This window comes from Streptococcus sp. P25B114 (genome assembly GCF_053010325.1).
In genome coordinates this window covers 1-22267 of record NZ_JBRKNW010000024.1, presented here as the reverse complement: position 1 = coordinate 22267, position 22267 = coordinate 1, and the positions used below count along the sequence as shown (strand labels likewise).

Annotated in this window: 22 protein-coding genes and 1 pseudogene; 11 read left to right on the top strand and 12 right to left on the bottom strand. The window is 44.3% G+C overall.

Annotated elements, in window-relative coordinates; translation table 11 throughout:
* Nucleotides 1-15: 15 nt before the first annotated feature.
* The 4 genes and pseudogenes from ACVC7T_RS09870 to ACVC7T_RS09855 all read right to left on the bottom strand — a co-directional run bounded on the left by ACVC7T_RS09870 (nucleotide 16) and on the right by ACVC7T_RS09855 (nucleotide 5971).
* On the bottom strand, nucleotides 16-792 hold the full coding sequence (locus ACVC7T_RS09870; RefSeq protein WP_105122655.1) for an alpha/beta hydrolase: 777 nt from the start codon (nucleotides 790-792) through the stop codon (nucleotides 16-18).
* Between the two features lie 57 nt (nucleotides 793-849).
* Entirely contained in the window at nucleotides 850-2511 is a 1662-nt protein-coding gene (locus ACVC7T_RS09865) for a ribonuclease J (protein WP_105122654.1), read from the bottom strand.
* Nucleotides 2512-2696: 185 nt separating this feature from the next.
* A pseudogene (locus tag ACVC7T_RS09860) lies at nucleotides 2697-3129 on the bottom strand (YbaK/EbsC family protein).
* Nucleotides 3130-3280: 151 nt separating this feature from the next.
* Nucleotides 3281-5971, bottom strand: a complete 2691-nt coding sequence (locus tag ACVC7T_RS09855) for an SEC10/PgrA surface exclusion domain-containing protein (protein WP_447262873.1) — start codon at nucleotides 5969-5971, stop codon at nucleotides 3281-3283.
* Between the two features lie 338 nt (nucleotides 5972-6309).
* Between ACVC7T_RS09855 and ACVC7T_RS09850 the strand changes: the two genes are divergently transcribed.
* The 7 genes from ACVC7T_RS09850 (at nucleotide 6310) to ACVC7T_RS09820 (ending at nucleotide 11855) form a co-directional block, all read left to right on the top strand.
* The gene (locus ACVC7T_RS09850; protein WP_105111838.1) at nucleotides 6310-7125 is read left to right on the top strand and encodes a Cof-type HAD-IIB family hydrolase; all 816 of its coding nucleotides are present in this window, start codon (nucleotides 6310-6312) and stop codon (nucleotides 7123-7125) included.
* Nucleotides 7126-7134: 9 nt separating this feature from the next.
* Nucleotides 7135-8355, top strand: a complete 1221-nt coding sequence (pepT, locus tag ACVC7T_RS09845; protein WP_447262872.1) for a peptidase T — start codon at nucleotides 7135-7137, stop codon at nucleotides 8353-8355.
* A gap of 129 nt (nucleotides 8356-8484) precedes the next feature.
* A complete protein-coding gene (locus ACVC7T_RS09840; protein ID WP_447262871.1) occupies nucleotides 8485-8883 on the top strand; it encodes a DUF5684 domain-containing protein in 399 nt (132 codons plus the stop codon).
* Nucleotides 8884-9031: 148 nt separating this feature from the next.
* The gene (locus ACVC7T_RS09835; RefSeq protein WP_105111841.1) at nucleotides 9032-9349 is read left to right on the top strand and encodes a PadR family transcriptional regulator; all 318 of its coding nucleotides are present in this window, start codon (nucleotides 9032-9034) and stop codon (nucleotides 9347-9349) included.
* A complete protein-coding gene (locus ACVC7T_RS09830; protein ID WP_447262870.1) occupies nucleotides 9346-10413 on the top strand; it encodes a DUF1700 domain-containing protein in 1068 nt (355 codons plus the stop codon). Before ACVC7T_RS09835 ends, ACVC7T_RS09830 begins: the two co-directional genes overlap by 4 nt.
* A 7-nt stretch (nucleotides 10414-10420) precedes the next feature.
* Entirely contained in the window at nucleotides 10421-11008 is a 588-nt protein-coding gene (locus ACVC7T_RS09825) for a DUF1700 domain-containing protein (RefSeq protein ID WP_447262869.1), read from the top strand.
* Complete coding sequence (locus tag ACVC7T_RS09820) at nucleotides 10995-11855, top strand: DUF4097 family beta strand repeat-containing protein (protein WP_447262868.1); 861 nt, start codon at nucleotides 10995-10997, stop codon at nucleotides 11853-11855. Before ACVC7T_RS09825 ends, ACVC7T_RS09820 begins: the two co-directional genes overlap by 14 nt.
* Nucleotides 11856-11893: 38 nt before the next feature.
* On the opposite strand, the gene ACVC7T_RS09815 is transcribed toward ACVC7T_RS09820, so the two are convergent.
* Both ACVC7T_RS09815 and ACVC7T_RS09810 read right to left on the bottom strand, forming a co-directional pair.
* Nucleotides 11894-12253 (bottom strand): DUF1304 domain-containing protein, encoded by a 360-nt coding sequence (locus tag ACVC7T_RS09815; RefSeq protein ID WP_105111845.1) that lies wholly within the window; start codon nucleotides 12251-12253, stop codon nucleotides 11894-11896.
* A 21-nt stretch (nucleotides 12254-12274) separates the two neighbouring features.
* Nucleotides 12275-12700, bottom strand: a complete 426-nt coding sequence (locus tag ACVC7T_RS09810; RefSeq protein ID WP_105111901.1) for a MarR family winged helix-turn-helix transcriptional regulator — start codon at nucleotides 12698-12700, stop codon at nucleotides 12275-12277.
* Between the two features lie 159 nt (nucleotides 12701-12859).
* On the opposite strand from ACVC7T_RS09810, the gene ACVC7T_RS09805 reads away from it, so the two are divergent.
* The 3 genes from ACVC7T_RS09805 to ACVC7T_RS09795 are packed head-to-tail and all read left to right on the top strand — an operon-like array spanning nucleotide 12860 to nucleotide 15317.
* Nucleotides 12860-13615 (top strand): threonine/serine exporter family protein, encoded by a 756-nt coding sequence (locus ACVC7T_RS09805; protein WP_447262867.1) that lies wholly within the window; start codon nucleotides 12860-12862, stop codon nucleotides 13613-13615.
* A 3-nt stretch (nucleotides 13616-13618) separates the two neighbouring features.
* Nucleotides 13619-14071 (top strand): threonine/serine exporter family protein, encoded by a 453-nt coding sequence (locus tag ACVC7T_RS09800; protein ID WP_172079515.1) that lies wholly within the window; start codon nucleotides 13619-13621, stop codon nucleotides 14069-14071.
* A 52-nt stretch (nucleotides 14072-14123) separates the two neighbouring features.
* The gene (locus ACVC7T_RS09795; RefSeq protein WP_447262866.1) at nucleotides 14124-15317 is read left to right on the top strand and encodes a cation diffusion facilitator family transporter; all 1194 of its coding nucleotides are present in this window, start codon (nucleotides 14124-14126) and stop codon (nucleotides 15315-15317) included.
* 45 nt (nucleotides 15318-15362) lie between these two features.
* Here the strand turns inward: ACVC7T_RS09795 and ACVC7T_RS09790 are convergent, their stop codons facing one another.
* From ACVC7T_RS09790 to ACVC7T_RS09765, 6 genes are all read right to left on the bottom strand, one after another.
* Entirely contained in the window at nucleotides 15363-16193 is an 831-nt protein-coding gene (locus ACVC7T_RS09790) for an amino acid ABC transporter substrate-binding protein (RefSeq protein WP_447262877.1), read from the bottom strand.
* Nucleotides 16194-16213: 20 nt separating this feature from the next.
* Nucleotides 16214-16846: an amino acid ABC transporter ATP-binding protein gene (locus ACVC7T_RS09785; RefSeq protein WP_105111848.1), complete on the bottom strand. Its 633-nt coding sequence runs from the start codon at nucleotides 16844-16846 to the stop codon at nucleotides 16214-16216.
* A 9-nt stretch (nucleotides 16847-16855) separates the two neighbouring features.
* Nucleotides 16856-17497, bottom strand: a complete 642-nt coding sequence (locus ACVC7T_RS09780) for an amino acid ABC transporter permease (protein WP_105111849.1) — start codon at nucleotides 17495-17497, stop codon at nucleotides 16856-16858.
* Nucleotides 17498-17645: 148 nt separating this feature from the next.
* Nucleotides 17646-19457 carry a glutamine--fructose-6-phosphate transaminase (isomerizing) gene (glmS, locus tag ACVC7T_RS09775; protein WP_105111850.1) on the bottom strand — a complete coding sequence of 604 codons (1812 nt, stop codon included), beginning with the start codon at nucleotides 19455-19457 and terminating at the stop codon, nucleotides 17646-17648.
* Nucleotides 19458-19644: 187 nt separating this feature from the next.
* The gene (gene lepB, locus ACVC7T_RS09770) at nucleotides 19645-20187 is read right to left on the bottom strand and encodes a signal peptidase I (RefSeq protein ID WP_105122302.1); all 543 of its coding nucleotides are present in this window, start codon (nucleotides 20185-20187) and stop codon (nucleotides 19645-19647) included.
* 52 nt (nucleotides 20188-20239) lie between these two features.
* Nucleotides 20240-20857: a GDSL-type esterase/lipase family protein gene (locus ACVC7T_RS09765; protein WP_125266336.1), complete on the bottom strand. Its 618-nt coding sequence runs from the start codon at nucleotides 20855-20857 to the stop codon at nucleotides 20240-20242.
* Between the two features lie 84 nt (nucleotides 20858-20941).
* Between ACVC7T_RS09765 and ACVC7T_RS09760 the strand changes: the two genes are divergently transcribed.
* Nucleotides 20942-22048 carry an NAD(P)/FAD-dependent oxidoreductase gene (locus tag ACVC7T_RS09760; protein ID WP_447262865.1) on the top strand — a complete coding sequence of 369 codons (1107 nt, stop codon included), beginning with the start codon at nucleotides 20942-20944 and terminating at the stop codon, nucleotides 22046-22048.
* Nucleotides 22049-22267 lie beyond the last annotated feature (219 nt).

The following is a 22267-nucleotide window of genomic DNA, read 5'->3' as shown; positions in this document are numbered from 1 at the left end:
TTACCTTAAAGCAGCTTAGGATAGTCTTTCCTCCAACTCAAAGTCAATCGGCAGCCATTGGAGGACGTACTCGATTTGCTGGTTCCAATAGTGCCACTCGTGCTTACCAGGTCCCTTACTAGCCTCGATGTCCAAGCCCATCTTTTTCAAATCAGCAATAGCCTTCTCATGACCTGCAAAAAGAAAATCTTCCTCTCCACACCAAGCGTAAAACTTGGTTTTCTTATCTGACTGCTTGGCAATCTCTGTCAAATTATTTGGATTCTTAGCATTATGAATGTCTCCGAACACACCCGTCCAGTAGGCTAGATTTCCCAAATCAGCCGTCCCTTCATTGTCAAAATCAAAGGCCAGGGCACCAGAAAGCGAGGCCGCGTATGAAAAACGGTTGGTAGACAGGGCAATCTTGAAGGAACCATATCCGCCCATGGACAGACCAGCAATGAAGTTTTTCTCCCGCTTGTCGGACATATTTGGAAAGAACCGCTTGAGAACCTGCGGCAGTTCAATGGCAATGGCATCGTAATAATTCATGCCGTAGGTCGTATTAGTGTACCAGCCCTTGTCCGTATTAACCATGACAACGATGAGATTGGTATAGCGTACCAATCGTTCTATGGTCGAGCGATTGAGCCAGGAATCCTGATTGCCACCCATCCCATGCAAGAGGTAGAGGACTGGGATATCCTTATCATCAGGATTAGGTATACGATTGCGGTCTGGATAAATGACATTAACCTGCCGTGACATATCCAAGGCCTCCGAATGATATTCAATTTTCATAATAGCCATTTGCTTTCTCCTATTCTAAAGAGCCAGTTTGGACTGGCTCTCATCACTTATTTTCTCTTATTTTACTTCCATAATCACCGGCAAAATAGCTGGGCGACGTTTGGTTTGGTCAAAGAGGAATTTTGCCAGGTCATCGCGGACAGTTGCCTTCAGTTCTGACCAGTCAAAGCTATCCTTGGTGAAGTAGTTTTCCACGCTGGCATTGACCAAATCAGATGCCTCACGCAGGATGTCCTTGCTCTTCTTGACATAGACAAAGCCACGGGTATTGACCCTCGCCTTAGAAATAATGCGTTTCTCACGGCGATTGACCGTCAGAGCCACGATGAAAATACCGTCCTCTGATAGGATTTTACGGTCACGGAGGACCACATTTCCCACATCTCCCATGGCATTACCATCAATCATAATATCCCCTGCTGGAACGGCCCCACTGTGGACAAAATCACCATCCTCATAGGCCATAACATCACCACGTTTGACGATGATAATATTTTCTGGATACATGCCAATTTCCAGCGCAGCCTTGGCGTGGGCGTTGAGTTGGCGATACTCACCTTGAATCGGGAAGAGATACTTGGGTTTCATGATATTGAGCATGAGCTGCAAATCACGCGCATTGCCGTGACCAGACACATGCAGGTTCTTGGCCACAGACTTGACGGTGCCCCCCGCCTTATAAATCATGTTTTCCACACGGGCTACAACCGCTTCCTTAGAAATACTTGGCGTCGTTACGATATAGACCAAATCGCCGTCCTTGATCTCAACATAGCGGTGACGTCCGATTGACATTTTGCGTAAACCATTGAGGGGCTCACCCATACGACCAGTTTCAAGAATAATCAGCTCATGGTCCTCATACTTGTTCATGTCCTTAGGCTTGACCAAGAGACGCTCGCTGACCAACTTCAATTTTTTCAGGGAAATAGCTGTGCGGACAATATTTTCCACGTCATGACCAGTCAGAACGACACGACGACCTGTCCTATCAGCTGCATCGAAAATTTGCTGGATACGGGTAATATTGCTGGCCACTGCTGCTACAATGATACGACCTTCCCAGTCGGAAATGGTATTGTAAATTTCATTGGCCACCTCTTTCATGCTGGCCACCTGAACCTTACTATCCGCATTGGCAGAGTCAGAAAGTAGGGCCAAGACACCCTCGTTACCAATCTCAGCCAAGCGACCAAAATCCGTCTGGTAGAGCTTATCAGCTGCCTGGTCAAACTTGAAATCACCAGTATAGACGATATTGCCCTGGTCAGTCTTGATGACCACACCCAAACTCTCAGGAATGGAGTGGGTTGTCTGGAAGAAGGATACAACCGCATCACCAAAATCAATCTCCGTATCTGCATCGATGACATGGAAATCATTGAATTTTTTGGTAGAATTATTGTTTTTAACAATCAATTTTGCCAATTCCACCGTTAAGTGTGAACCGAAAACCGGTACCTTCACTTTTTCCAGCAGGTAAGGCAGGGCACCAATGGCATCCGCATGCCCGTGGGACAAGAAAACGCCAGCCACACGCTGTTTGTTTTCTTCCAAATAATCAAAGTTTGGCACGACCACGTCCACACCCAGCTGTTCATTTTCAGGATATTTGGCTCCGGCGTCCAATACAAAAATATGCTCATTGACTTCAGCGATGTAGAGATTTTTTCCATTCTCACGTACACCACCGAGCGCCATGATTTTTATGCTACTCATCTTTTCTCCTTTGGGGCAATCATACCTGCCCAGTTTATTTTTTCATACCAACGGTCCTTGCCTCCTCACAGTTCAGACGCAAGTCGAATTACAGTCTGCTACACATGTAGCTGTCATTTCTATTATACAATTTTTCAGGAAAATTTACAAAAAACTCTGCCGATTGTTGACAGAGCTTTATTATCCTATGGCAGGTCGACGATTTGGATATCAAAACCCAAACTTTCTACAAAAGCAAGAACATCCTGGGTTGCCACAAAAATTGTCTTGGTATTTATATTTGGATGAAATGTCAGAATCTTTTCTGTCAAGATTTCCCTATCAAAATAGACTTAAATATCTTTTTGGGGATTATTGAGCAAACCAAATATGGAAACTTCCCCGCAGGCAATCCATCTTTTCCCAGAGACTGTCGCTTGAATCCATGCGAATGCGGTTGGCACCAACCATTTCCTTAAAATCCTCCATGTCCAGCTGTTTCTGGTCGTCCATAATCAGGAGATAAAAGGCCGTCTTTTTCTTATTGGTCAAAAACATGGACTTGGTCCGCACACCTTCCATTCCCTCAATATAATAATCAGCCTCCTGGGTAGTCAGGGCAGTAGGATGCTCAACCATATCATAAGAAATTCCCAACTGCTTTAATTTTTAAACCAGTTCTTTATACATAAGGACACCTTTTTTCTCTATATTGATATTTTATTAGAGAGTATATGTTAATTCAGCAATAAGAAAAAGAGAATCAAATCGATTCCCTTAATCATGAATATTAGATTTCATCGCGTTTCTTTTTTGCGAGTCCAAAAGTAAGTCCCATTGACATCATACCAACAACTGCCATGATATCTGAATTTACTGATGATGTTTTTGGCAATGTTTTTTCAGATTCTGACTTAGCAGAATTTGATTGGCTTGTGCCTTGAACAGGAGCAACACCCGCACTCAAAGAAGTAAGGTTAACAGTTCCAGCTGAACCATTTGTACCCGCAACACCGGCACCACCAGCAGCTGCAACTCCTGAACCTTGAGGAATATTTGAGCCTTCCGTTGGTGTATTTCCTAGATTTGTAGGAGATACTAGAGTAGTGAGAATAGGAAGTTCACCTTCTGGCAATGCATCAGCTGTAGGAGCTACCGCTGGCACAGCAACAATTGTTCCATCAGGAAGCTGGAAGATATTGTTCCCAGTTGCCAAGCGGTACAAGTTGAGCAGACGAAGATACTCTTCTTTTGCTTCAACAGTTAGAGCTGTTTTATCCTTAAGAATATCATATTGTTCAACCAAGTCTGCTTTTTGCTTCAACAAGAGACCAGCCAAAATAGATTTCTGTGTCTCTAGTCGCTCTCTATCTGCAATCAAGGTTGTTGCATTTGCAACCAATTTCTCTGTCTCAGCAATTTTCTCTTTCAGGCCAGCAATTCTAGCATGAATTTCGACTAATTTGTCTCTGGCAGCCGTTTCAGCTTCTACTGCCTTGTCATAGTCTTCTTGAGCTTGAACAACTTTTGCCACCTCTGCTTTTTGAGCCACAAGCGCTTTAGCAAGTGCTGTTTGAGCTTGTCCTTGTTTCGTTAGGAGTTGTTGGTTCTGTGCAGTAAGCGAAGCTAAATTCTTCTGAGCAACTGTCAACTGATACTGAGTCTGCTCAAGTGTAGCCTTCGCTGTTGCCAAGCTATCCTTAATTGTTTGCAAACGATTTTGAGCCGTACGAAGTGTTTGATTCGCTGCAACAACAATAGGTGCAGATGCCAAGTTAGTACTTCTCAAGTTAGACAATTTTGTCTCGAGAGTTTTAATTTCTTCCTTGAGCTTGTTAATCGCATTTGTGTTGTCAACTGTTGTGCTAGTAGTACCTGTAATTGGCGTCTGACTAAAGTTTGAACTTACAATATTCGACGAAGGAATCATGTAAATTTGAGTCTGCGTAGCCTTGGTACTGCGGAATTGACTTGAGGCTACTCGAGATGTGGCACCAAGATAATAAGTATCATTGCCTGAATTTTGCAGGAGCGAAATCGTATGACCGAAGTTAGAACCTTCATCGTTAAAGAGCATATAAACCAATGAGTTGTAGAAGAGCCCTTTTAACTGATCGACTGTTGTAGCATGTCCAAAGTCCCCCAAGGACTCGTAGCCACGATTATCGGAAGATTTAAGACCACTTGCTGTTGCTGCGGAACCAATAGCTATGAAATCATGGTTAAGTGTACTTAAACCTTTGCTATTGTAAGCACTTGCAACACGCTTAGCAAAATCTTGGGCTGAACTTGTCACAGCAACTGATGCTAAACCCAGTTGTGTACGAACCCCATTCAATATCTCTGCTGTAAACTGTGCAATCTCATTTTGAACTTCCTTGGTAAGGTTAGCAGGGTCAATTGTACGAGTTTTATCTGCTGCAATTGATTGGTAGGTGTTCACACCGCTTCCGCCCCATTGAATACCATAAGTTCCTTGTTGACTAGCAACTACAATTTTTGATTTATTTTGATTTGCAACACTAATGAAAGCTGTAGATCCTGTATAACCAGCATTCTCAATTTGTTTCAGAGCAGGGTAGGCGGTGTTGATGTAAGAGCTTGGCAAGGTAATCTTATTGCTACCAACTACAGATTTAACCGTATTTGTTGTCGTCGTAGTTGTTGCTGGTGTATTTGCCAACTCCGTCTTCTTAGCTGACAATTTTGCATTGACTTGACTGATTTCTTTATCTAAGTCTTGCTTAGCAGTTGTTTGTGCTGAAGTCAGCGCCTTTTCAGCATTTGTAACAGCAGTTTCATTTACTTTGACAGCGTTCTCAAGGCTTGAAACTTGCTGAATCTGCTTTGCTTCAGTTGTTTTGAGATTGTCTACTGCTGTTTGAGCACTTTCGAGACCAACTTCCGCTAAGTCTGCTTTAACGTCAGCAAGAGCTTTTTCAGCATCTGCCACTACTTGATTAGCTACTACTTCGCCAGCTTTAGCTGTTGCCAAATCAGTTGCCTCAGTCGCCACAAGTGATTCTGCGGTTGCAATAGCTGTTTCAGCAGGAGCAATCGTTGCTTCCTCGCTAGCAATTTTTGATTCAGTTTGCTCGATAATCTGAGGAGCATTCTCAATTATCGTTTGAGCACTGTCAATTGCAGCAATCTCACTATCAATCTGGTCCAATTGTGCCTGAGTGCTATCCATTTCCGCAGTTGCAGTTGCCACAACTTCTTCTTGGGCTACTTGCTCAGCTTCAGCTGCCTTATAAACGTCTTCAGCAGCGATAACCTCTTCCTCTGTTACTGGAGAAGCTGTTTCACTACTTGTAGAATCGGTAGTGGTTGTTGCATCTGTTGCTTCTGTAGTTAATACCTGATCAGCTACTGGCTCTGCCGGCACGACTACTTCACTAGCTTCTACTGCTTGTTGTCCTAGGACAGCCAATGTTGTTGCAGCAGCAAAACCTGCTGTTTTTGCAATCTTCTTCGTCATTCGTTTCTCCTACATTCTTAGCATGAGTTTAATATAAAAACATATTACAGTTGAGTCATTATTATACTCGCTTCTTTATTCTAACCTTATTTGATAGCATTTGCAAGCTCCGACAGGTATGTTTCCCCTTATTTTTATTTACTTTTTTAAGCTAACTTCATCAAGTCCTTTACCCGCTTGGATTTCTTCAAAACATTAAGTTTTTGTTACAGATTTGTCAAAAATATTTCTAGCAAAAATAGAGAAATTTTCCTGATTATTTTTTGGATTCTTCCACTATTGATTCCGACTTTTTTCAATTTATGCTATACTAATATCAGAACTATACGGAGGTGCCTATGATTAAACTAATCGCCCTTGATATGGACGGAACCCTGCTTAATGAGAAGAAGGAATTGACCCAGCCACAGATTGATACCATCCACCAGGCTGTTGCTGCTGGTGTGACCGTCGTACTCTGCACAGGTCGTCCCCTGGTAGGTGTCAAGCCTTTTGTGGAACAGCTGGGCTTTGACCAAGAAGACGAGTACATCATCGTCAACAACGGTTGCTCGACCCATTTGACTAAGGATTGGAGTCTGATCGACTGGGAGGAGCTGACTCAGACAGACTTGGACTACCTTGACACATTTACAAATACTGATGAGGTTCAACTCACACTCTTCGACGAAGACCATTTCTTTGTCGTTGCACAAAAAGCAAATGAAACCGTTATTCATGATGCCAGTCTGGTTGGGATGACACCTATTTCCATCGACCTAGAAGAAGCAAAATCTGGCAAACACCGCTTCTTTGAAGCCATGTTTGTCGGTGAAAAAGAGGCCATTGATGCTTTTGAAAATACCCACAATCCTGTCCTCAGCCAGAAATATTCGACCGTTCGCAGTCAAGAATACCTGCTGGAAATCCTGCCAAACGGTGCTAGCAAGGCCTCTGGACTGAAAAAATTGGCTGACCGTCTAGGAATATTGCCTGAGGAAATCATGGCTGTTGGCGATGCCAATAATGACTTGGAAATGATTGCCTTTGCAGGACTGGGCATCGCCATGGGAAATGCGAATGAGCGAGTCAAGACCATTGCCCAAGATATCACCGACAGCAATGAAAACAACGGTGTGGCCAAGGCTATTGAAAAACACATTTTGAACAAGTAAGGAGACCACATGAAATACCCAACACTACTCGAACGATTTTTAGTCTACGTCAAAGAAAATACCCGCTCTGACGAGAACTCAACCACCACTCCATCTACTCAAAACCAGGTTGAGTTCGCACAGAATATCCTTCTGCCTGAAATGGAACGGATTGGCTTACAGAATGTCCACTACCTGCCAAATGGTTTTGCTGTGGGAACACTGCCTGCCAACGACCCAAGTTTGACGCGTAAGATTGGTTTCATTGCCCACATGGATACGGCTGATTTCAACGCAGAAGGTGTCAACCCACAAATCATCGAAAACTACGATGGCAATCCGATTGCCTTGGGAACTTCTGGCTATGAATTGCATCCAAAAGATTTCCCACAACTTGCCAATTACCAGGGTCAAACTCTGATTACCACTGACGGTACTACCTTGCTAGGATCTGATGACAAATCAGGCATTGCAGAAATCATGACGGCTATCGAGTACCTAGTCCAGAATCCTGACATCAAACATTGCGAAATCCGTGTCGGCTTTGGTCCTGACGAGGAAATCGGTGTCGGTGCAGACAAGTTTGATGTGGAAGACTTTGATGTGGACTTCGCCTACACCATGGACGGTGGACCGCTGGGCGAACTCCAGTACGAAACTTTCTCTGCTGCTGCTGCCAAGATTGACTTCCTAGGACGCAATGTCCATCCGGGTTCTGCCAAGGACCAGATGATCAATGCCTTCCAACTAGCTATTGACTTCCACAATGCTCTTCCTGAGGCAGACCGTCCTGAAAAAACTGAAGGTTACGAAGGTTTCTTCCACTTGATGAACATGGAAGGCAGTGTCGATACTGCTTCTACCACCTATATCATCCGTGACTTTGAGGAAGAGGATTTCCTTGCCCGCAAGCAGCTCATGTTAGACATCGCTGAAAAGATGAATGCCAATTTTGACACTCCACGTGTCATTGTCAACCTACATGACCAGTACTACAACATGAAGAAAATCATCGAAAAAGACATGACTCCAATCAACATTGCTAAGGACGTCATGGAAAATCTTGGTATCAAGCCACTGATCGAGCCTGTTCGCGGAGGAACAGACGGCTCCAAGATTTCCTTCATGGGCATCCCAACGCCAAATATCTTCGCAGGTGGCGAAAACATGCACGGTCGCTTCGAGTTCGTCAGCCTCGAAACAATGGAAAAAGCTGTTGATGTGATTTTAGGTATTGTAGCATATAAATAAACAATTTGTTCAGACTTTCAATTGAAGGTCTGATTTTTTCTGAAAAATTTCCAAAATTTATGAAAAAGTATTGTATCATTGAACTAATACTGTTATAATAGAATCATCAAAAAGAAATGGAGTTTTATAATGACAGAAGAAACATTTGCACAAGGTATTTTAGTTGGGCTTTGGGGAGCCGGTATGATTTTTTCACTCATTTGGTATATCCTCGTAACTATTTCTAACTTCATCCTCTTTAAAAAAGCCGGCTATGCTGGTTGGAAATCCCTCATTCCATTCTACAACCTTTACATCCAGCAATGTATCACATTCGGCAAGGACAAAGGCTGGTTTATCCTCTTCCTACTCATCCCACTTGCTGGACCACTTTATGGCATTTATTTGACTTACTGCTATGGTAAAGCATTTGGTTTGTCTGATATTCAAGCCATCTTCTATGTCTTGTTTACACCACTTTTCAATGTCTACATCGCCTTCAATGACAGAAGCCGTTACCAAGGTCCACAAACTTTCTTTATCGACTAATATCAAATGAAGTAACTTTTTCTAGCTGGAAGGGTTGCTTTTACTTTTTTAAAAAATATATAAAAAATTTATATAATTACTTGACTTTAGGAAATGATAGGTATATTATTTATATATAAAATATTTACACAATAAAAGGAGGGAGCTTATGTACTACCCCGTTTCCTCTATCTTGATAGAATTTCTGATTTTGGCCATGCTGGAAAAGCAGGATTCCTACGGATATGAAATCAGTCAAACCATCAAGATAGTGGCCGATATAAAAGAGTCCACGCTCTATCCCATTCTGAAAAAACTGGAAAAGGCCGGCTATGTAACCACTTACAGCCAGGAATTTCAAGGACGCAAACGCAAATACTACACCATTACTCCTGCCGGCCGGAACCACATCCCCTTCCTCAAGGGAGAATGGACAGCCTACAAGGACAATATCGACGGAATTATAGAAGGGAGCCTACGAAAATGACACGTGTAGATTATTTAAAACAGCTTGAACAAGCACTCAACAAACTCAATCCAACCGCCAAACAAGAGGCCCTGGACTATTTCCAAGAATACTTCGACGACCGAAATGATGACCAGGCGACTATCTCAGAGCTAGGCGATCCGATCTCTGCTGCCCAGGAAATCATAGCTAACCTGCCTGAAGATGCCCTGATAGAGAACCAGGAGCCACCACGTGTTGATTTGACCTGGGACTGGAAGAATTTTTTCAAGAACTTCAGCTTCAAGGACACCAAGCCCCTCGACTTTGAGACTGTGGAGACCCCTTTGCCAAACTTCCAACGCCTTAACCTCCAGCTGGAGGACCAAACCTTGATAATTGAGAGCTGGGACAAGGACTCCGCCAGCCTCCTCTCACCCGCCTCTCTTGATGGCAACTACCAGCCCTTTACCTTCTGCCTGGATGGCGACACACTCCTCCTTTCTTCTATGGAGATACCAAAGGGCTTTGGGATGGCTTACTCAGACAGCAGACAAAAAACTGTCCTCAAACTTCCCCAGAAACCTGCCCTGGACACAGCAGATGTTCGTTTGACCGATGCCAATCTGGTTATCAACAACCTGACTGTGGACCGCTTAACGGTAACAGAAACCAGCGACAGCAATCTCTCCTTCAAGCACATCACTGCCCAAAACTGGACCATGGAGGCAAAAGATATCAACCTTACGTGTAAGGATTCTAATTGTTCAACCCTTGACTGGCAGACAGCAGATTGCAACCTCATGTTGACAGGTCTGAACCTCGGCAAGGGGCATGTGGAGATTGCGGATTGTTACCTTTCAATGAACCAATCCACCTGGCAGGGAGAACTTGCCCTTGAAATCGAAGATTCTGTGGTCACCTTGGGCATGTCCCAAAAGAGCAATCTTCTAGCGGAAACAGACGATAGCCTGCTCCATTTGCCTCAGGAAATTGCTGCTCACCTAGAACGTGACGATGATTGGCTCCACCTGGAATACCTGCTGGAGGGCATCACCCCTACTCTGATTTTGGACGCAAGCGATTCCAGTATTACTGTCAAATAAGGAGAAAATGATGACACGCGCAGACTATATGAACCAATTGGCTGGCTATCTCAAACGCCTGCCACAAGAAGATTTCCATGATGCTATGGAACATTTTAATGAATACTTTGACGAGGCTGGACCTGAGAACGAAGACCAGGTCATCGCAGAATTGGGCAGTCCCAAGCATGCTGCTAGTGATATTTTAGCCAATCTCTATGATAAAGAAGTCAGTGGAGAAAAGCCTAGCACCAGCAACCGTCTACTTCTGGTAACCCTGTCTATCTTGGCTGCTCCCATGGGCTTGATTCTGGGTCTGGTGGTCTTGGCTCTCTTTGTGAGCCTCATCCTCCTCGTCCTAGCCCTGGTTCTAGCCATGGCCAGCCTCTGCATCGCCCTGATTAGCCTAGGAATTTCCGGCTTTCTATCAGCCTTTGAACTCTTTACCACTGCTATCAGCTCAGGCATCCTGGTCACCGGCCTATCCTTGATTGGAATAGCTCTGGGAATTTTGGGCATCAAGGCGACCATTTTTATCGGCCACAAGCTCCTGCAGGCCAGCCTTCACTTTATTCAACAGTTATTGCCGAAAGGAGACCGCTATGAAACAGCTTAAATCCAGCACACGCTACACTCTCATTACCCTAGCAACTGGCCTCCTTCTGTCCTTGCTGGGTCTCCTACTAGGTGGCTGGCATGAAATCGGAAATCACCTAGAAAATTCCTACCAGGTCCAGCAGGTTGAATTTGACAACTTGCAAAAAATCAATAGCTCCACCAATCTCACAATCTCTACAAGTGATGTCGAAAAACCGACCCTCTATTTTAAAGTCAGCAAGAAACACGGCAGTCCTATTGTCTACGACCTGATAAATGGCAGTCTGACCATTGAAGATAATAACGACCAGGGGTTTCGCTATGACGGTTTCCTAGAAGGTATAAAAATGCTCCAAGAGAACCAAACCCAAACCCAAACCTACACCACACCGACCCTGCTCTTGCCAGCCGGTAGCCACTTGGATGAATTGACCGGCGGACTCTTTGATGGAAATGCCAATCTTGAAGATATGACCGTTGACAAACTGGATATTTCTATCAACAACGGTAACTTCTTGGCCAAAAAAACCACCATTCACTCAACTAACATCGTAGTCTGGGATGGAGATATTGATTTGCAGGAAGTAAAACTAGAAGATGTGGAAGACTCAAGTAGTGACCAGCTCAACCATTTGACCGTAGAAAATGGCAACATTCGCGCCACTGGGCTGCAAGTCATCGGCAACTATGATGTCTTGGCCTACGACGGTGACATTGACCTGACCATTCATAAGGAAAGCCTGAAGGATCTTGCAATCGAAGAACTTTCTGCTGATGAAGATAGCGAACAAACCACTCATGGCAATCCAAATGCAAAAAACAAGTTGACCCTGCATAGCCAAAATGGCGACATTTATGTTCAGTAAGAGTACACGAAAAGCCCTCCAGCTCGGGGGCTTTTTGACTACTTAAATATCAAAAGTGACAAGAGGGTCAAAATGGCTGGACCTCCTTGGCTCAGGATAATTTTAGGGCTTGAAGTAATCGCACCATAAGCAGCTGCGCCGATAACATAGAGGACAAATATGGTCACAATTTCAAGATTGCCAGTCACAATTCCATAAAGTAGAAAAAGGGCCAGCAAGCCATTGTAGATTCCCTGGTTTTTGAACAGGGTGGTTACAGACTTGCGTTGCAGCTCGTCCTTGGCCATATTAAAGACACGGCTGGTCGAGTCCGAATGAGTAGCAAAAGTTTCCAAATACATAATGTACAAGTGTTCCAATGCTACGATGGTAGCTAAAATAGTTGTAAAAATAGACATGCTATATCTCCTTAAGAATAGTTATAGAGGGAGGTCTTTCAAGCCTGCACTTAGCTTGGTCAGAATCTGCTGAAATTGCTCCACTTGGTCAGCTGTTAGGATATGTTCCATAGCCCGTTTGACCACCACATGCTGGCTGGGCGGGCTATCAATCAAATCCTTCTGCGCTTTCTTGGTCGGGTAAACCAAAATTTCCCTCTGATTGTCAGGGTTTCGCTCACGACGGATGTAAGCCGCCTCTTCCAAAATTTTCAGATGCCGGCTAATGGCTGCGCGGTCAATTCCAAGCCTCTCCTGCAAGGCTGTTTGGTGAAGTGGTGTCTCCTCTAGCAAAATCTGAAGAATCCGATAACGGGTCAGGGAAATCCCCAACCGCTTTTCAAATAGATTGGTAATGACCTCTTCGGTAATTTTCAGTTGGTAAAGTACCTCTTCCATGCTTGACATGACTTCTCCCATTTGTTGATTTGTCAATCGTTGACCAATCAATTGTACTGCAATCCGAATATTTTTCAACTATTTTGCTCATTATTTATAAAAATCCTTCTTACCAGAGCTGATTTTGATATAATAAACTAAAACACCAAGGAAAGAGCTAGGGATGAAATGAAACAAAAAGAGCAAGACCTGGTCATTGACGTGCTTATGCTGGCCGGTAGCATCTTACTCCAAAGCGGGGCGGAAATTCATCGGGTGGAGGATACCATGATTCGCATCGCCCATTCTCAAGGGATAATGGATGCCAATGTGCTGGCCATTCCAGCGGCCATTTTCTTTTCCATTGACCACACCAACATTTCCCGGATGAAGAGAATTGTCTCCTCCAGCTACAATATGCAGAAGGTCTGCGATGTCAATCAGGTCTCTCGTTCGCTGGTTGAAGGCCAGATTAACCTTGAAGAGGCCTGGGAAATTCTGTCTGCTATCAAACTGGAAAAAGCACCTTATGCGACTGGCCAGCTGATTTTGGCGGCTATTTTTGCCGTTCCCTTCTTTACCCTTATGTTCGGCGGCTCCGCCTGGGATGCTTTTTGCTCTGCTGCTGCGACCGCTCTGGCCTTTCCCCTCTCGCTGCAGATTGAGAAATTTATCGGCATTGCTTTTGTGACTACCTTCTGTGGAGCTCTGCTATTTTCCCTAACCGCCTATCTACTAGAGAAATACACCAGCCTGGCTATCAATCCCAACCTTATCAATGCTGGCGCTGTCATGCCCTTTGTGCCTGGTATCACCCTGACCAATGCGGTCCGAGATCTGATGACCAACCATATCAATACCGGCATGACCAAGCTCTTTCAAACGGCTCTGATTATCCTGTCCCTGGGTGCAGGGACCACTGTTGCACTCTTACTCGTGGGGTAACTTATGAATTTTTTACTACAAGCTGTAGCTTCTTTTATAGCCATGATTGCCTTCATGGTCATCCTCAATGTTCCTAGGAAACTTCTGGTTCCCGGAGGACTTCTAGGAATGTTTGTCTGGCTCCTCTATCTCCTACTGCAGGGACCAACCAATCCGCTCGTTGCCACTTTTTTGGCAGCGGTCATCGGCTCCATGATTAGCCAGGTCATGAGCATCCTACTCAAGACACCCTCTATCATTTTTTCTCTGGCTATCCTGGCTCCCCTAGTCCCTGGCTATCGGTCCTATATGACAACAACCTATTTTGTTTCTGGAGATTATGCCCAAGCCCTTGCCAATATCACCAGTGTCCTGACCCTCTGTCTCATCATTCCTATCGGCATGGCCAGCGGTACCGTACTCTTGCAAGTGTACAGAGCCATTCAAAAACGCTGGTACCAGACACCGACCACCTAGATTGAAACTAGGTGTTTTTTTTGGTACAATATTAGCTTAAAAAGGAGACCAGATGAACAATCAACCGATAAGCAATCTCAAACTAGCCGAACGTGGCGCACAGATTTCCATTTCAGCCTACATCCTCCTATCCGGGCTCAAACTAGCTGCTGGCGAGCTCTTTCATTCCGATGCACTTCGAGCCGACGCCTTCAACAACCTCTCTGATATCATCGGAAATGTGGCCGTGCTGATTGGCTTGAAAATGGCCCAAAAACCGGCTGATAGAGACCATAAGTTTGGCCATTGGAAAATGGAAGACCTTGCTAGCCTGATTACCTCTTTCATCATGTTTATGGTTGGTTTTCAGGTCCTCTATTCAACCATTGAAAAACTCCTGAGCAAGGAAGTGGTTCAAGTCGATATGCTGGGTGCCCTGGTGGGTATTTTCTCAGCCCTGGTCATGATTGGGGTCTATATCTATAACAGCAGACTGGCTAAAAAAGTCCATTCCAAAGGACTTGAAGCAGCTGCCAAGGACAATTTATCCGACGCAGTTACGTCAATTGGAACTTCCGTTGCTGTCTTTGCTGCCGCCTTCAACCTCAGTATTGTTGACAAGGTTGCAGCCATCGTCATCACCTTCTTCATCCTGAAAACGGCCTACGACATCTTCATGCAAAGTTTCTTCAGCCTATCTGACGGTTTCGATGAAGAATTGCTCCACAAGTACGAAGAGGATATCCTCAAGCTCCCCAAGATAGTCTCCGTCAAGTCCCAGCGAGGCCGAACCTACGGAGCCAATATTTATCTGGATATTGTCTTGGAAATGAATCCTGACCTTTCTGTTTACGAAAGCCATGAAATCACCGAGCAGGTTGAGCAACTCCTAACACTCAAACATGGTGTTTTTGATGTAGATATACACGTAGAACCATCTGAAATTCCACATGATGAAATCTACGAGCATGTTTACGACAAACTCTTCCGTTATGAAACTGAAATTCAGACCCATGCACCAGGCTATGAGGACTTGATTGACCCAGCCTATCTCCTGATTGATGCCAAAGGACGTTATCATGACAAGGATGGCATGCTGGAACAGCACCAGGTCCAGTCCACCTACTTGTCCAACTATCAAATGACATCTGTCAGTCAAAAATCCAAACTGGTCACCTTTGAAATCGGTGACTATGTCCATACCTCTCTCTGGCGCCGCCACGAAGAATGGACTGTCGTCTTCCATCAGATTTCTAAAAAACTGTAAAGAAAAAAATTCTCAGCCAAATGACGGTTGAGAATTTTTATTTGCTTAGTTTTTCACAGCATCAGTTGCCACATCTTCTCCGAACCATTTTTCAGAGATTTCCTGGAACTTACCTTCTTTATAAAGCTCTGTAAAAGCTTTGTTGATATTGTCTACCAAGGTCTTGTCTGACTTACGTACACCAACACCGAAGGCCTCGTTAGCATAGCCAGCATCAATGATATTGTAGTCATCAATGATACCTTCTTTTTGCAGATAGTAATTGGCATACACACGGTCAATCAAGAGTCCGTCGATACGGTCATTTTTCAAGTCGATAAGGGCCTCGTTGAAGGTCGCATACTGACTAGCATCACTGTCTTTTACCAGGTCCTTAAGAATTTCAGGCTGAGATGTAAATGCATAATAACCTGCAGAACCTGCTTGAGCACCGAGAACCTTGTCCTTCATGCCAGCTGGATCAGCAATAGAAGATGATTTCTTGGTCACCAAAACTTGCTGGTTGTCCATGTATTCATCAGAGAAAAGAACTTTTTCCTTGCGTTCATCTGTAATGGAATAGCCATTCCAAATCATATCAATATTGCCGTTATTGAGCTCTGTCTCTTTCAAGTCCCAGTCAATCGGTTGCCAATCAATCGTAATACCGTATTTTTCAAAAACTGCTGTTGCTAATTCGATATCAAAACCAGTGTATTGACCGTCTTTTTCTTCAAATCCCATCGGGACAAAGGTCTTATCAAAACCAATAGTCACTGACTTATCTTTTTCATAAGTAGACCAATTGTCTGACTCTGTAGTAGAACTGCCTGAGCCACAGGCTGCAAGGGCCAAACTTGTTACAAGAGCTGTTGCTCCAAGAATTATGTTTTTCATTTTCACCATGTCTTACCTCTTTAATGCTTCGGTTCAATCTTGATAATTTCATCTGCGATATTTTCAGCAAACTGCATATCGTGGGTTACCACAATCTGCGTGATTCCTGTCGCACGGTTTTCCAAAATCAGCTTTTCAACTTCTTTTCGTAGCTCAGGATCCAATGCCGAAGTCGGCTCATCGTAGCCAATAATCTCAGGATCAATCATCATGGCGCGAGCCAGGGCCACACGCTGCTTCTGCCCTCCTGATAGAGAATAAGGATAGGCTGCTGCGTGGTTGGCCAGGCCTAGTGTTTCCAGAAGTTTACGGGCCTTGTCTTCCGCTTCTATAGCCGACATATTTTGTGTCTTAATAGGGGAGAGGACCAAGTTTTCCAATACTGAAAGGTGGGGGAAAAGCTGGAAATCTTGGAAAACAAAGCCCAGCAAATGTCGTTTCTCCAATTCCTCGACTGGCAGTTCTTGACCATTGTAAATCAGAGTACCTTCATCAATGGTCTCCAAACCTGCCAGCATACGGAGAAGCGTAGTCTTACCGCCACCGGATTGACCAACAATGGCGACAATTTTCCCCTCCGGGATGACCAAATCATAGTTGGAGAAAATCTGCTTGTTGCCAAATCGTTTGGATAGATTGCGTAATTCTAACATGACTTCCTCCTATTTGTAGTAATCAAATTTCTTTTCAACCTGTTTAGAAACCAGCGTAACCGCTCCAATCATGAGCAGGTAAATGGCCCCTGCAATAAACATAGGTGCTAGACTAGCATCACGGTTGGCAGCAGTTCGACTGGCCAAGAGCAAGTCACTGACTCCCAGGGCGTAGACCAGAGAGGTATCCTTGACCAGGGTCATGACTTCATTGAAGACACTTGGTAGGACAATCTTGACAACCTGGGGCAAGACGATGTAGCGAATAGTCTGAAGAGGTGTAAATTTCAAGACCTTAGCCGCCTCATACTGACCAGCTGGGATAGCCTCAATTCCTCCACGGAAAATCTCAGAGAAATAAGCCGCATAGTTGAAGGTAAAGGCAGTAATCACCGCTGGCATCCTGTCAAATGTAATCCCCACACTCGGCAAGACGTAGTAGACAAAAATCAATTGCAGGAGCAAAGGGGTCCCTCGCATAATAAGTACATAAAAATGCAAGAGCCACTGCAAGGGCTTGAATTTGATTTGCATGAGGAAGGCAAAGACAGCTCCCAAAGGCAAGGACAAGACTAATACTAAAACAAATACTTGTAAGGAGACTAAAGCACCATCCACCAAGGGGGGCAAGACTTCCAAAATATAATCCATAAACATCTCCCAAAAGAGTTATTATCTTATCTAGTATAGCAGAAAATTGGGCGATTTGAAAGAAATTTGTCAGAATTTTTCATAAATTTCACATAAAAATCGAATATTCATGCAAAAATCCACCAAATTTACAGGTGGATTTGCAAGCTTATTCAACTGTTACTGATTTCGCCAGGTTACGCGGTTTGTCCACATCCAGACCACGTTGGAGCGTCGCATAGTAGGCAATCAACTGGGTTGGGACAACCATGGCAATGGTAGACAAGAATGGGTGAACACTAGTCACTGTGAAGTCATCTTCTTCCTTGGCAATGGCCTCATCAACGATGGTCATGACATGGGCACCACGCGCCACCACTTCCTGGATATTTCCACGGGTGTGGCTGGCCAGATGAGGATTATTTGAAATCAAGGCCAAAACCGGCACACCGTCTTCAATCAGGGAAATGGTACCATGCTTGAGCTCTCCAGCAGCAAAACCCTCACACTGGATATAGGAAATTTCCTTGAGCTTGAGAGCCGCTTCCATAGAAACGTAATAGTCGCTGCCACGTCCGATATAGAAGGCATTTCGAGTTGTACCAAGTAGTTTCTCCACTTTCTCAGCAATAATATCTTTTTCTGATAAAGTAGCCTCGATAGACTGGGCAACAATGGACAATTCGTGTACCAAATCAAATTCCTTGGCATAGGTATTTCCATTGGCATCCCCAACAGCCTTGGCCAAGAAAGCTAGAGTTGCAATCTGAGCAGTATAGGCCTTGGTTGAAGCAACAGAGATTTCTGGACCAGCATGGAGCAACATGGTGTAGTTGGCCTCACGAGACAGGGTAGAGCCTGGAACGTTTGTCACCGTCAAACTTGGAATGCCCATTTCATTGGCCTTAACCAAAACCTGACGGCTATCCGCTGTCTCACCAGACTGGCTGATGAAGATAAAGAGGGGCTTTTGGCTCAAGAGCGGCATATTATAACCCCATTCAGAAGAAATCCCCAGCTCAACTGGTGTATCCGTCAACTTCTCCATGAAGTCTTTTGCGGCAAATCCTGCGTGGTAGGAAGTACCAGCTGCTAGGATATAGATACGGTCAGCATCTTGTACTGCCTTGACAATCTCCGCATCAACTGTTACTTGTTCATCAGTATTTGTGTATGCGCCAATCAATTTACGCATGACAGCTGGTTGCTCATCAATTTCCTTGAGCATGTAGTAAGGATATGTTCCCTTACCGATATCAGACAGATCAAGCTCAGCAGTATAGCTTCCACGTTCGATAGCATTGCCGTCGTAGTCCATAACTTGAACACTGTCTTTTTTCACGATAACCAATTCTTTGTCGTGAATTTCCATATATTCACTGGTTTCACGAATCATAGCCATGGCATCGGAGCAGACCATGTTGTAGCCATCACCCAGACCAATCAAGAGTGGTGATTTATTCTTAGCAACATAAATCGTATCCGCATCTGTCACATCAATCAAAGCAAAGGCATACGAACCTTGGATGATATGAAGTGCCTTTTTGAAAGCCTCCAAAGTTGACAAGCCTTCTGAGGCAAATTGTCCAATCAAATGAACAGCAATTTCAGTATCCGTTTGCCCTTTAAAATCATGGCCTGCCAGGTAGTCTGCCTTGATTTCAGCATAGTTCTCAATCACACCATTGTGGACCAGAATATGGCCAGCTGTTTGGGATGTATGAGGGTGGGCATTGTTTTCAGTTGGCTTGCCATGGGTAGCCCAGCGTGTATGGCCGATACCAGCTGTGCCATCTGTCTTATCCCCTACCTTAGCGGAAAGTTCTGCAATACGACCCACAGCCTTAACCAGGTGGTCTTCTGAACCACCGGTCACAAAAATACCAGCTGAATCATAACCACGATATTCCAATTTTTCCAAACCTTGAATCAAAATATCTGTTGCGTTTGTATTTCCAACAACACCAACAATTCCACACATATCCTATCACCTCGGTGTTTGCTACACCGACTTTCATTCATTTTCAATAAATTGGTCTAGTCAGATTTTCTACTACAAAGACCAGTAAAAACAGTATATAACAGACTTATAAACTTGTCAATCATTAAATTGGTATAGTCAACTTTTAATTTTCGATGAAAATTTTTGAAAATAAAAGAACCAACCTCTATTGGGTTAGTCCTGTTTCAATAAAGCCAAATTCAGACAAGGGGCTGATTCTAAAGCTCAAGCGCCCTATAATGTCACTCTGATCAATCAAACCAAAGCTGCGGCTATCATTCCGGTCCATTCGATTATCATTTAAGACCAGAATCTTACCTTTGGGAATAACCTGAAACTCCCCGCCTGTTAGGGTTTCAATCGTCAAGTCTTCCGTATAATACTCCTGCTCCGGGATAAGCTCCAAATAATCCTCACGCACAATCTTTTGGTTGCGGTAGAGAACATTATCTAGATAGGTCGCTGTTTCCTCTTCGAGGGCGATAATCCTGCTAACATGTTCCTTGCCCTCGTGTTCGTATAGGACAAATTCCCCATGCTTGAGTTCTGTATTCTTTAGGGCGATAATGACATCATTTCGCTTAATGTAGTCATTGGCCATGGTTGAAGTAATACGCACTGGTTCAAACAACCATACCCTCAGCCCAATAATTCCTAAAATCAGCAATACCAACAATAAGAGTTGGCGAAAAAGGTCTCTCTTTACCATAATCTCTCCAATCTCTATTAGTATAGCATATTTTCATGAAAATACTTGACATTTACCCTTGGAGGTGACGATAAATTTCCTGGGCAATGACCTGATTGCCCAGCGGACTGAGATGAAGGCCGTCGCTATAGTACTCCAATTTCCCCTTGGTTATGGGATAGAGATTGATGACAGGCAGGCCCAGCTCCTGACCGATTTTAGGAATGATAGCCTGCAACTCTTCCTCGATAATCTGGTTATTGAGGCCGAAGCGGCTGGTTGGCACGAAAGGCGGGATAACCAGGTAGACGTCTGGCTGGCTGGGCAAATTCATATAACGCTCTGCCATTTCCTTATACTCTCGCCGAAAGCCTTCCTTGTTCCAGTAAGGTCCCCGGCTATCATTGCTACCAATCATGATGATGACGATGTCAGCCTCGCTCTCCAAGGACAGTTGGGCATTTTCTTCCTTGAAATAGGGAAAATCTGCTGTCGATTGGAGGGAACGGCCGCTAAGACCGAAGTTGGACACCTGGTAGTGGTGACCCAATTTTTCAGCCAAAATAGACGGATAAGCATCCTTTTCACGATTGTCCAGCCCATAACCATAGGTCAGACTGTCTCCCACTGTTGCTACTTTGACGGCTCCGCTCCCAAGCGTCAGAACCTCTGGATACATAATATCAGACACAATCTCTCTCCTTGATTTCTAGATTCTATTGTAACATGGGGGAAAAAATAAATAAACTCCTGAATTTGTGATATAATGAACATTATGAAGAAACATGTCATCATTATTGGTGGAGGCATTGTTGGTTCAACCGCTGCCTTCTACCTTTCTCAAGATAGCAATATTGACCTGACCCTGATTGACCACGGTGTTGGTACAGCTACCCGTGCTGCTGCTGGCATTATCTGCCCCTGGATGGCCCAGAAGAAAAACAAGGACTGGTACCGCCTGACCTCGCAAGGTGCTGTCTTCTATCGCCAGTTGGTAGCTGATTTGGAAAGTGCAGGAGCCAAGGACATCCCCTTCAAGCAAACTGGAACCATTGGCCTCAAAAGCAAGCCCGAACTCCTGGACAAAATCAAGAAAATCGCAGAAGACCGCAGGCTAGACACCCCTACCATTGGAGACATCACTACTCTTGAAGGACAAGAAGTCAGCAACTATCTACCACCACTCAAGCCTGATTTCTACGGTATCCACCTGGAAGGCGGCGGCCGTATCGACGGTGGAAAACTGATTGACTTGTTACAGGAAAAGTTTTTGGAAAATGGCGGAGCTCTATTGCAGGGACAGGCTAGACTGATAGATGAAGGAACTGTTCAGCTGGATGGGCGAGAACTAACTGCCGACCACATTATCCTAGCAACCGGATCCTGGTTGCCAGATATGCTGGAACCTCTCGGCTATCAGGTAGATGTCCGTCCACAAAAAGGTCAGCTTCTGGAATTGGATACAGATTTTGATACCAGCGACTGGCCAGTCTGCATGCCCTATGGTCAAATTGACATCCTGCCGTTTGAGAATGGAAAAATCATTGTCGGGGCCACCCATGAGGATAATATGGGCTATGATTTGACCCTTGACCCTGAAAAAATCCAAACCATGCATGAAAAATCTGCGGAATTTATGCCTGATTTGGCCAACTACCCTGTGGTTCGCACTCGTATTGGTACCAGGGCCTATACCTCCAACTACGCACCATTTTACGGGACTGTTCCTGAAATGGACAATATCTGGGTGGCCAGTGGTCTGGGCTCTTCTGGCCTGACTAATGGACCCTTTATCGGCTGGCAAATTGCCAAAGAAATTCTGGGCAAGGATACGAATTTTGACAGAAGTCCTTATGAGCCTGCCAATTATATTAAAAGATAATACGACAATCCTGCCAAATGGTAGGATTTTTGATTTGGCTCATGCAAAAAAGTCTATCGCTTTCGCAATAGACTTCTCAATTTAATTATTATGGCTCTATAATTTCTGTAGTGGGTAAATCCACTGTAGAGATTATGGAGCCTTTTTGAGTGTAGAAAAAAAGTCCCATATGACCTATAATGAAAAGCGACTAAACAACTCATTAGAAAGGGTTCATAT

Bases quoted from the DNA above. Each gene is read 5' to 3' on its own strand.
- ACVC7T_RS09785 (WP_105111848.1), bottom strand. From the start codon at position 16,846: ATGTTAGAATTACGCAATCTATCCAAACGATTTGGCAACAAGCAGATT.
- lepB (WP_105122302.1), bottom strand. From the start codon at position 20,187: ATGGTAAAGAGAGACCTTTTTCGCCAACTCTTATTGTTGGTATTGCTG.
- ACVC7T_RS09790 (WP_447262877.1), bottom strand. From the start codon at position 16,193: ATGAAAAACATAATTCTTGGAGCAACAGCTCTTGTAACAAGTTTGGCC.
- ACVC7T_RS09795 (WP_447262866.1), top strand. From the start codon at position 14,124: ATGAACAATCAACCGATAAGCAATCTCAAACTAGCCGAACGTGGCGCA.
- ACVC7T_RS09855 (WP_447262873.1), bottom strand. From the start codon at position 5,971: ATGACGAAGAAGATTGCAAAAACAGCAGGTTTTGCTGCTGCAACAACA.
- pepT (WP_447262872.1), top strand. From the start codon at position 7,135: ATGAAATACCCAACACTACTCGAACGATTTTTAGTCTACGTCAAAGAA.
- ACVC7T_RS09850 (WP_105111838.1), top strand. From the start codon at position 6,310: ATGATTAAACTAATCGCCCTTGATATGGACGGAACCCTGCTTAATGAG.
- ACVC7T_RS09780 (WP_105111849.1), bottom strand. From the start codon at position 17,497: ATGGATTATATTTTGGAAGTCTTGCCCCCCTTGGTGGATGGTGCTTTA.
- ACVC7T_RS09820 (WP_447262868.1), top strand. From the start codon at position 10,995: ATGAAACAGCTTAAATCCAGCACACGCTACACTCTCATTACCCTAGCA.
- ACVC7T_RS09805 (WP_447262867.1), top strand. From the start codon at position 12,860: ATGAAACAAAAAGAGCAAGACCTGGTCATTGACGTGCTTATGCTGGCC.
- ACVC7T_RS09760 (WP_447262865.1), top strand. From the start codon at position 20,942: ATGAAGAAACATGTCATCATTATTGGTGGAGGCATTGTTGGTTCAACC.
- ACVC7T_RS09815 (WP_105111845.1), bottom strand. From the start codon at position 12,253: ATGTCTATTTTTACAACTATTTTAGCTACCATCGTAGCATTGGAACAC.
- ACVC7T_RS09870 (WP_105122655.1), bottom strand. From the start codon at position 792: ATGGCTATTATGAAAATTGAATATCATTCGGAGGCCTTGGATATGTCA.
- glmS (WP_105111850.1), bottom strand. From the start codon at position 19,457: ATGTGTGGAATTGTTGGTGTTGTTGGAAATACAAACGCAACAGATATT.
- ACVC7T_RS09835 (WP_105111841.1), top strand. From the start codon at position 9,032: ATGTACTACCCCGTTTCCTCTATCTTGATAGAATTTCTGATTTTGGCC.
- ACVC7T_RS09865 (WP_105122654.1), bottom strand. From the start codon at position 2,511: ATGAGTAGCATAAAAATCATGGCGCTCGGTGGTGTACGTGAGAATGGA.
- ACVC7T_RS09840 (WP_447262871.1), top strand. From the start codon at position 8,485: ATGACAGAAGAAACATTTGCACAAGGTATTTTAGTTGGGCTTTGGGGA.
- ACVC7T_RS09825 (WP_447262869.1), top strand. From the start codon at position 10,421: ATGATGACACGCGCAGACTATATGAACCAATTGGCTGGCTATCTCAAA.
- ACVC7T_RS09810 (WP_105111901.1), bottom strand. From the start codon at position 12,700: ATGTCAAGCATGGAAGAGGTACTTTACCAACTGAAAATTACCGAAGAG.
- ACVC7T_RS09830 (WP_447262870.1), top strand. From the start codon at position 9,346: ATGACACGTGTAGATTATTTAAAACAGCTTGAACAAGCACTCAACAAA.
- ACVC7T_RS09800 (WP_172079515.1), top strand. From the start codon at position 13,619: ATGAATTTTTTACTACAAGCTGTAGCTTCTTTTATAGCCATGATTGCC.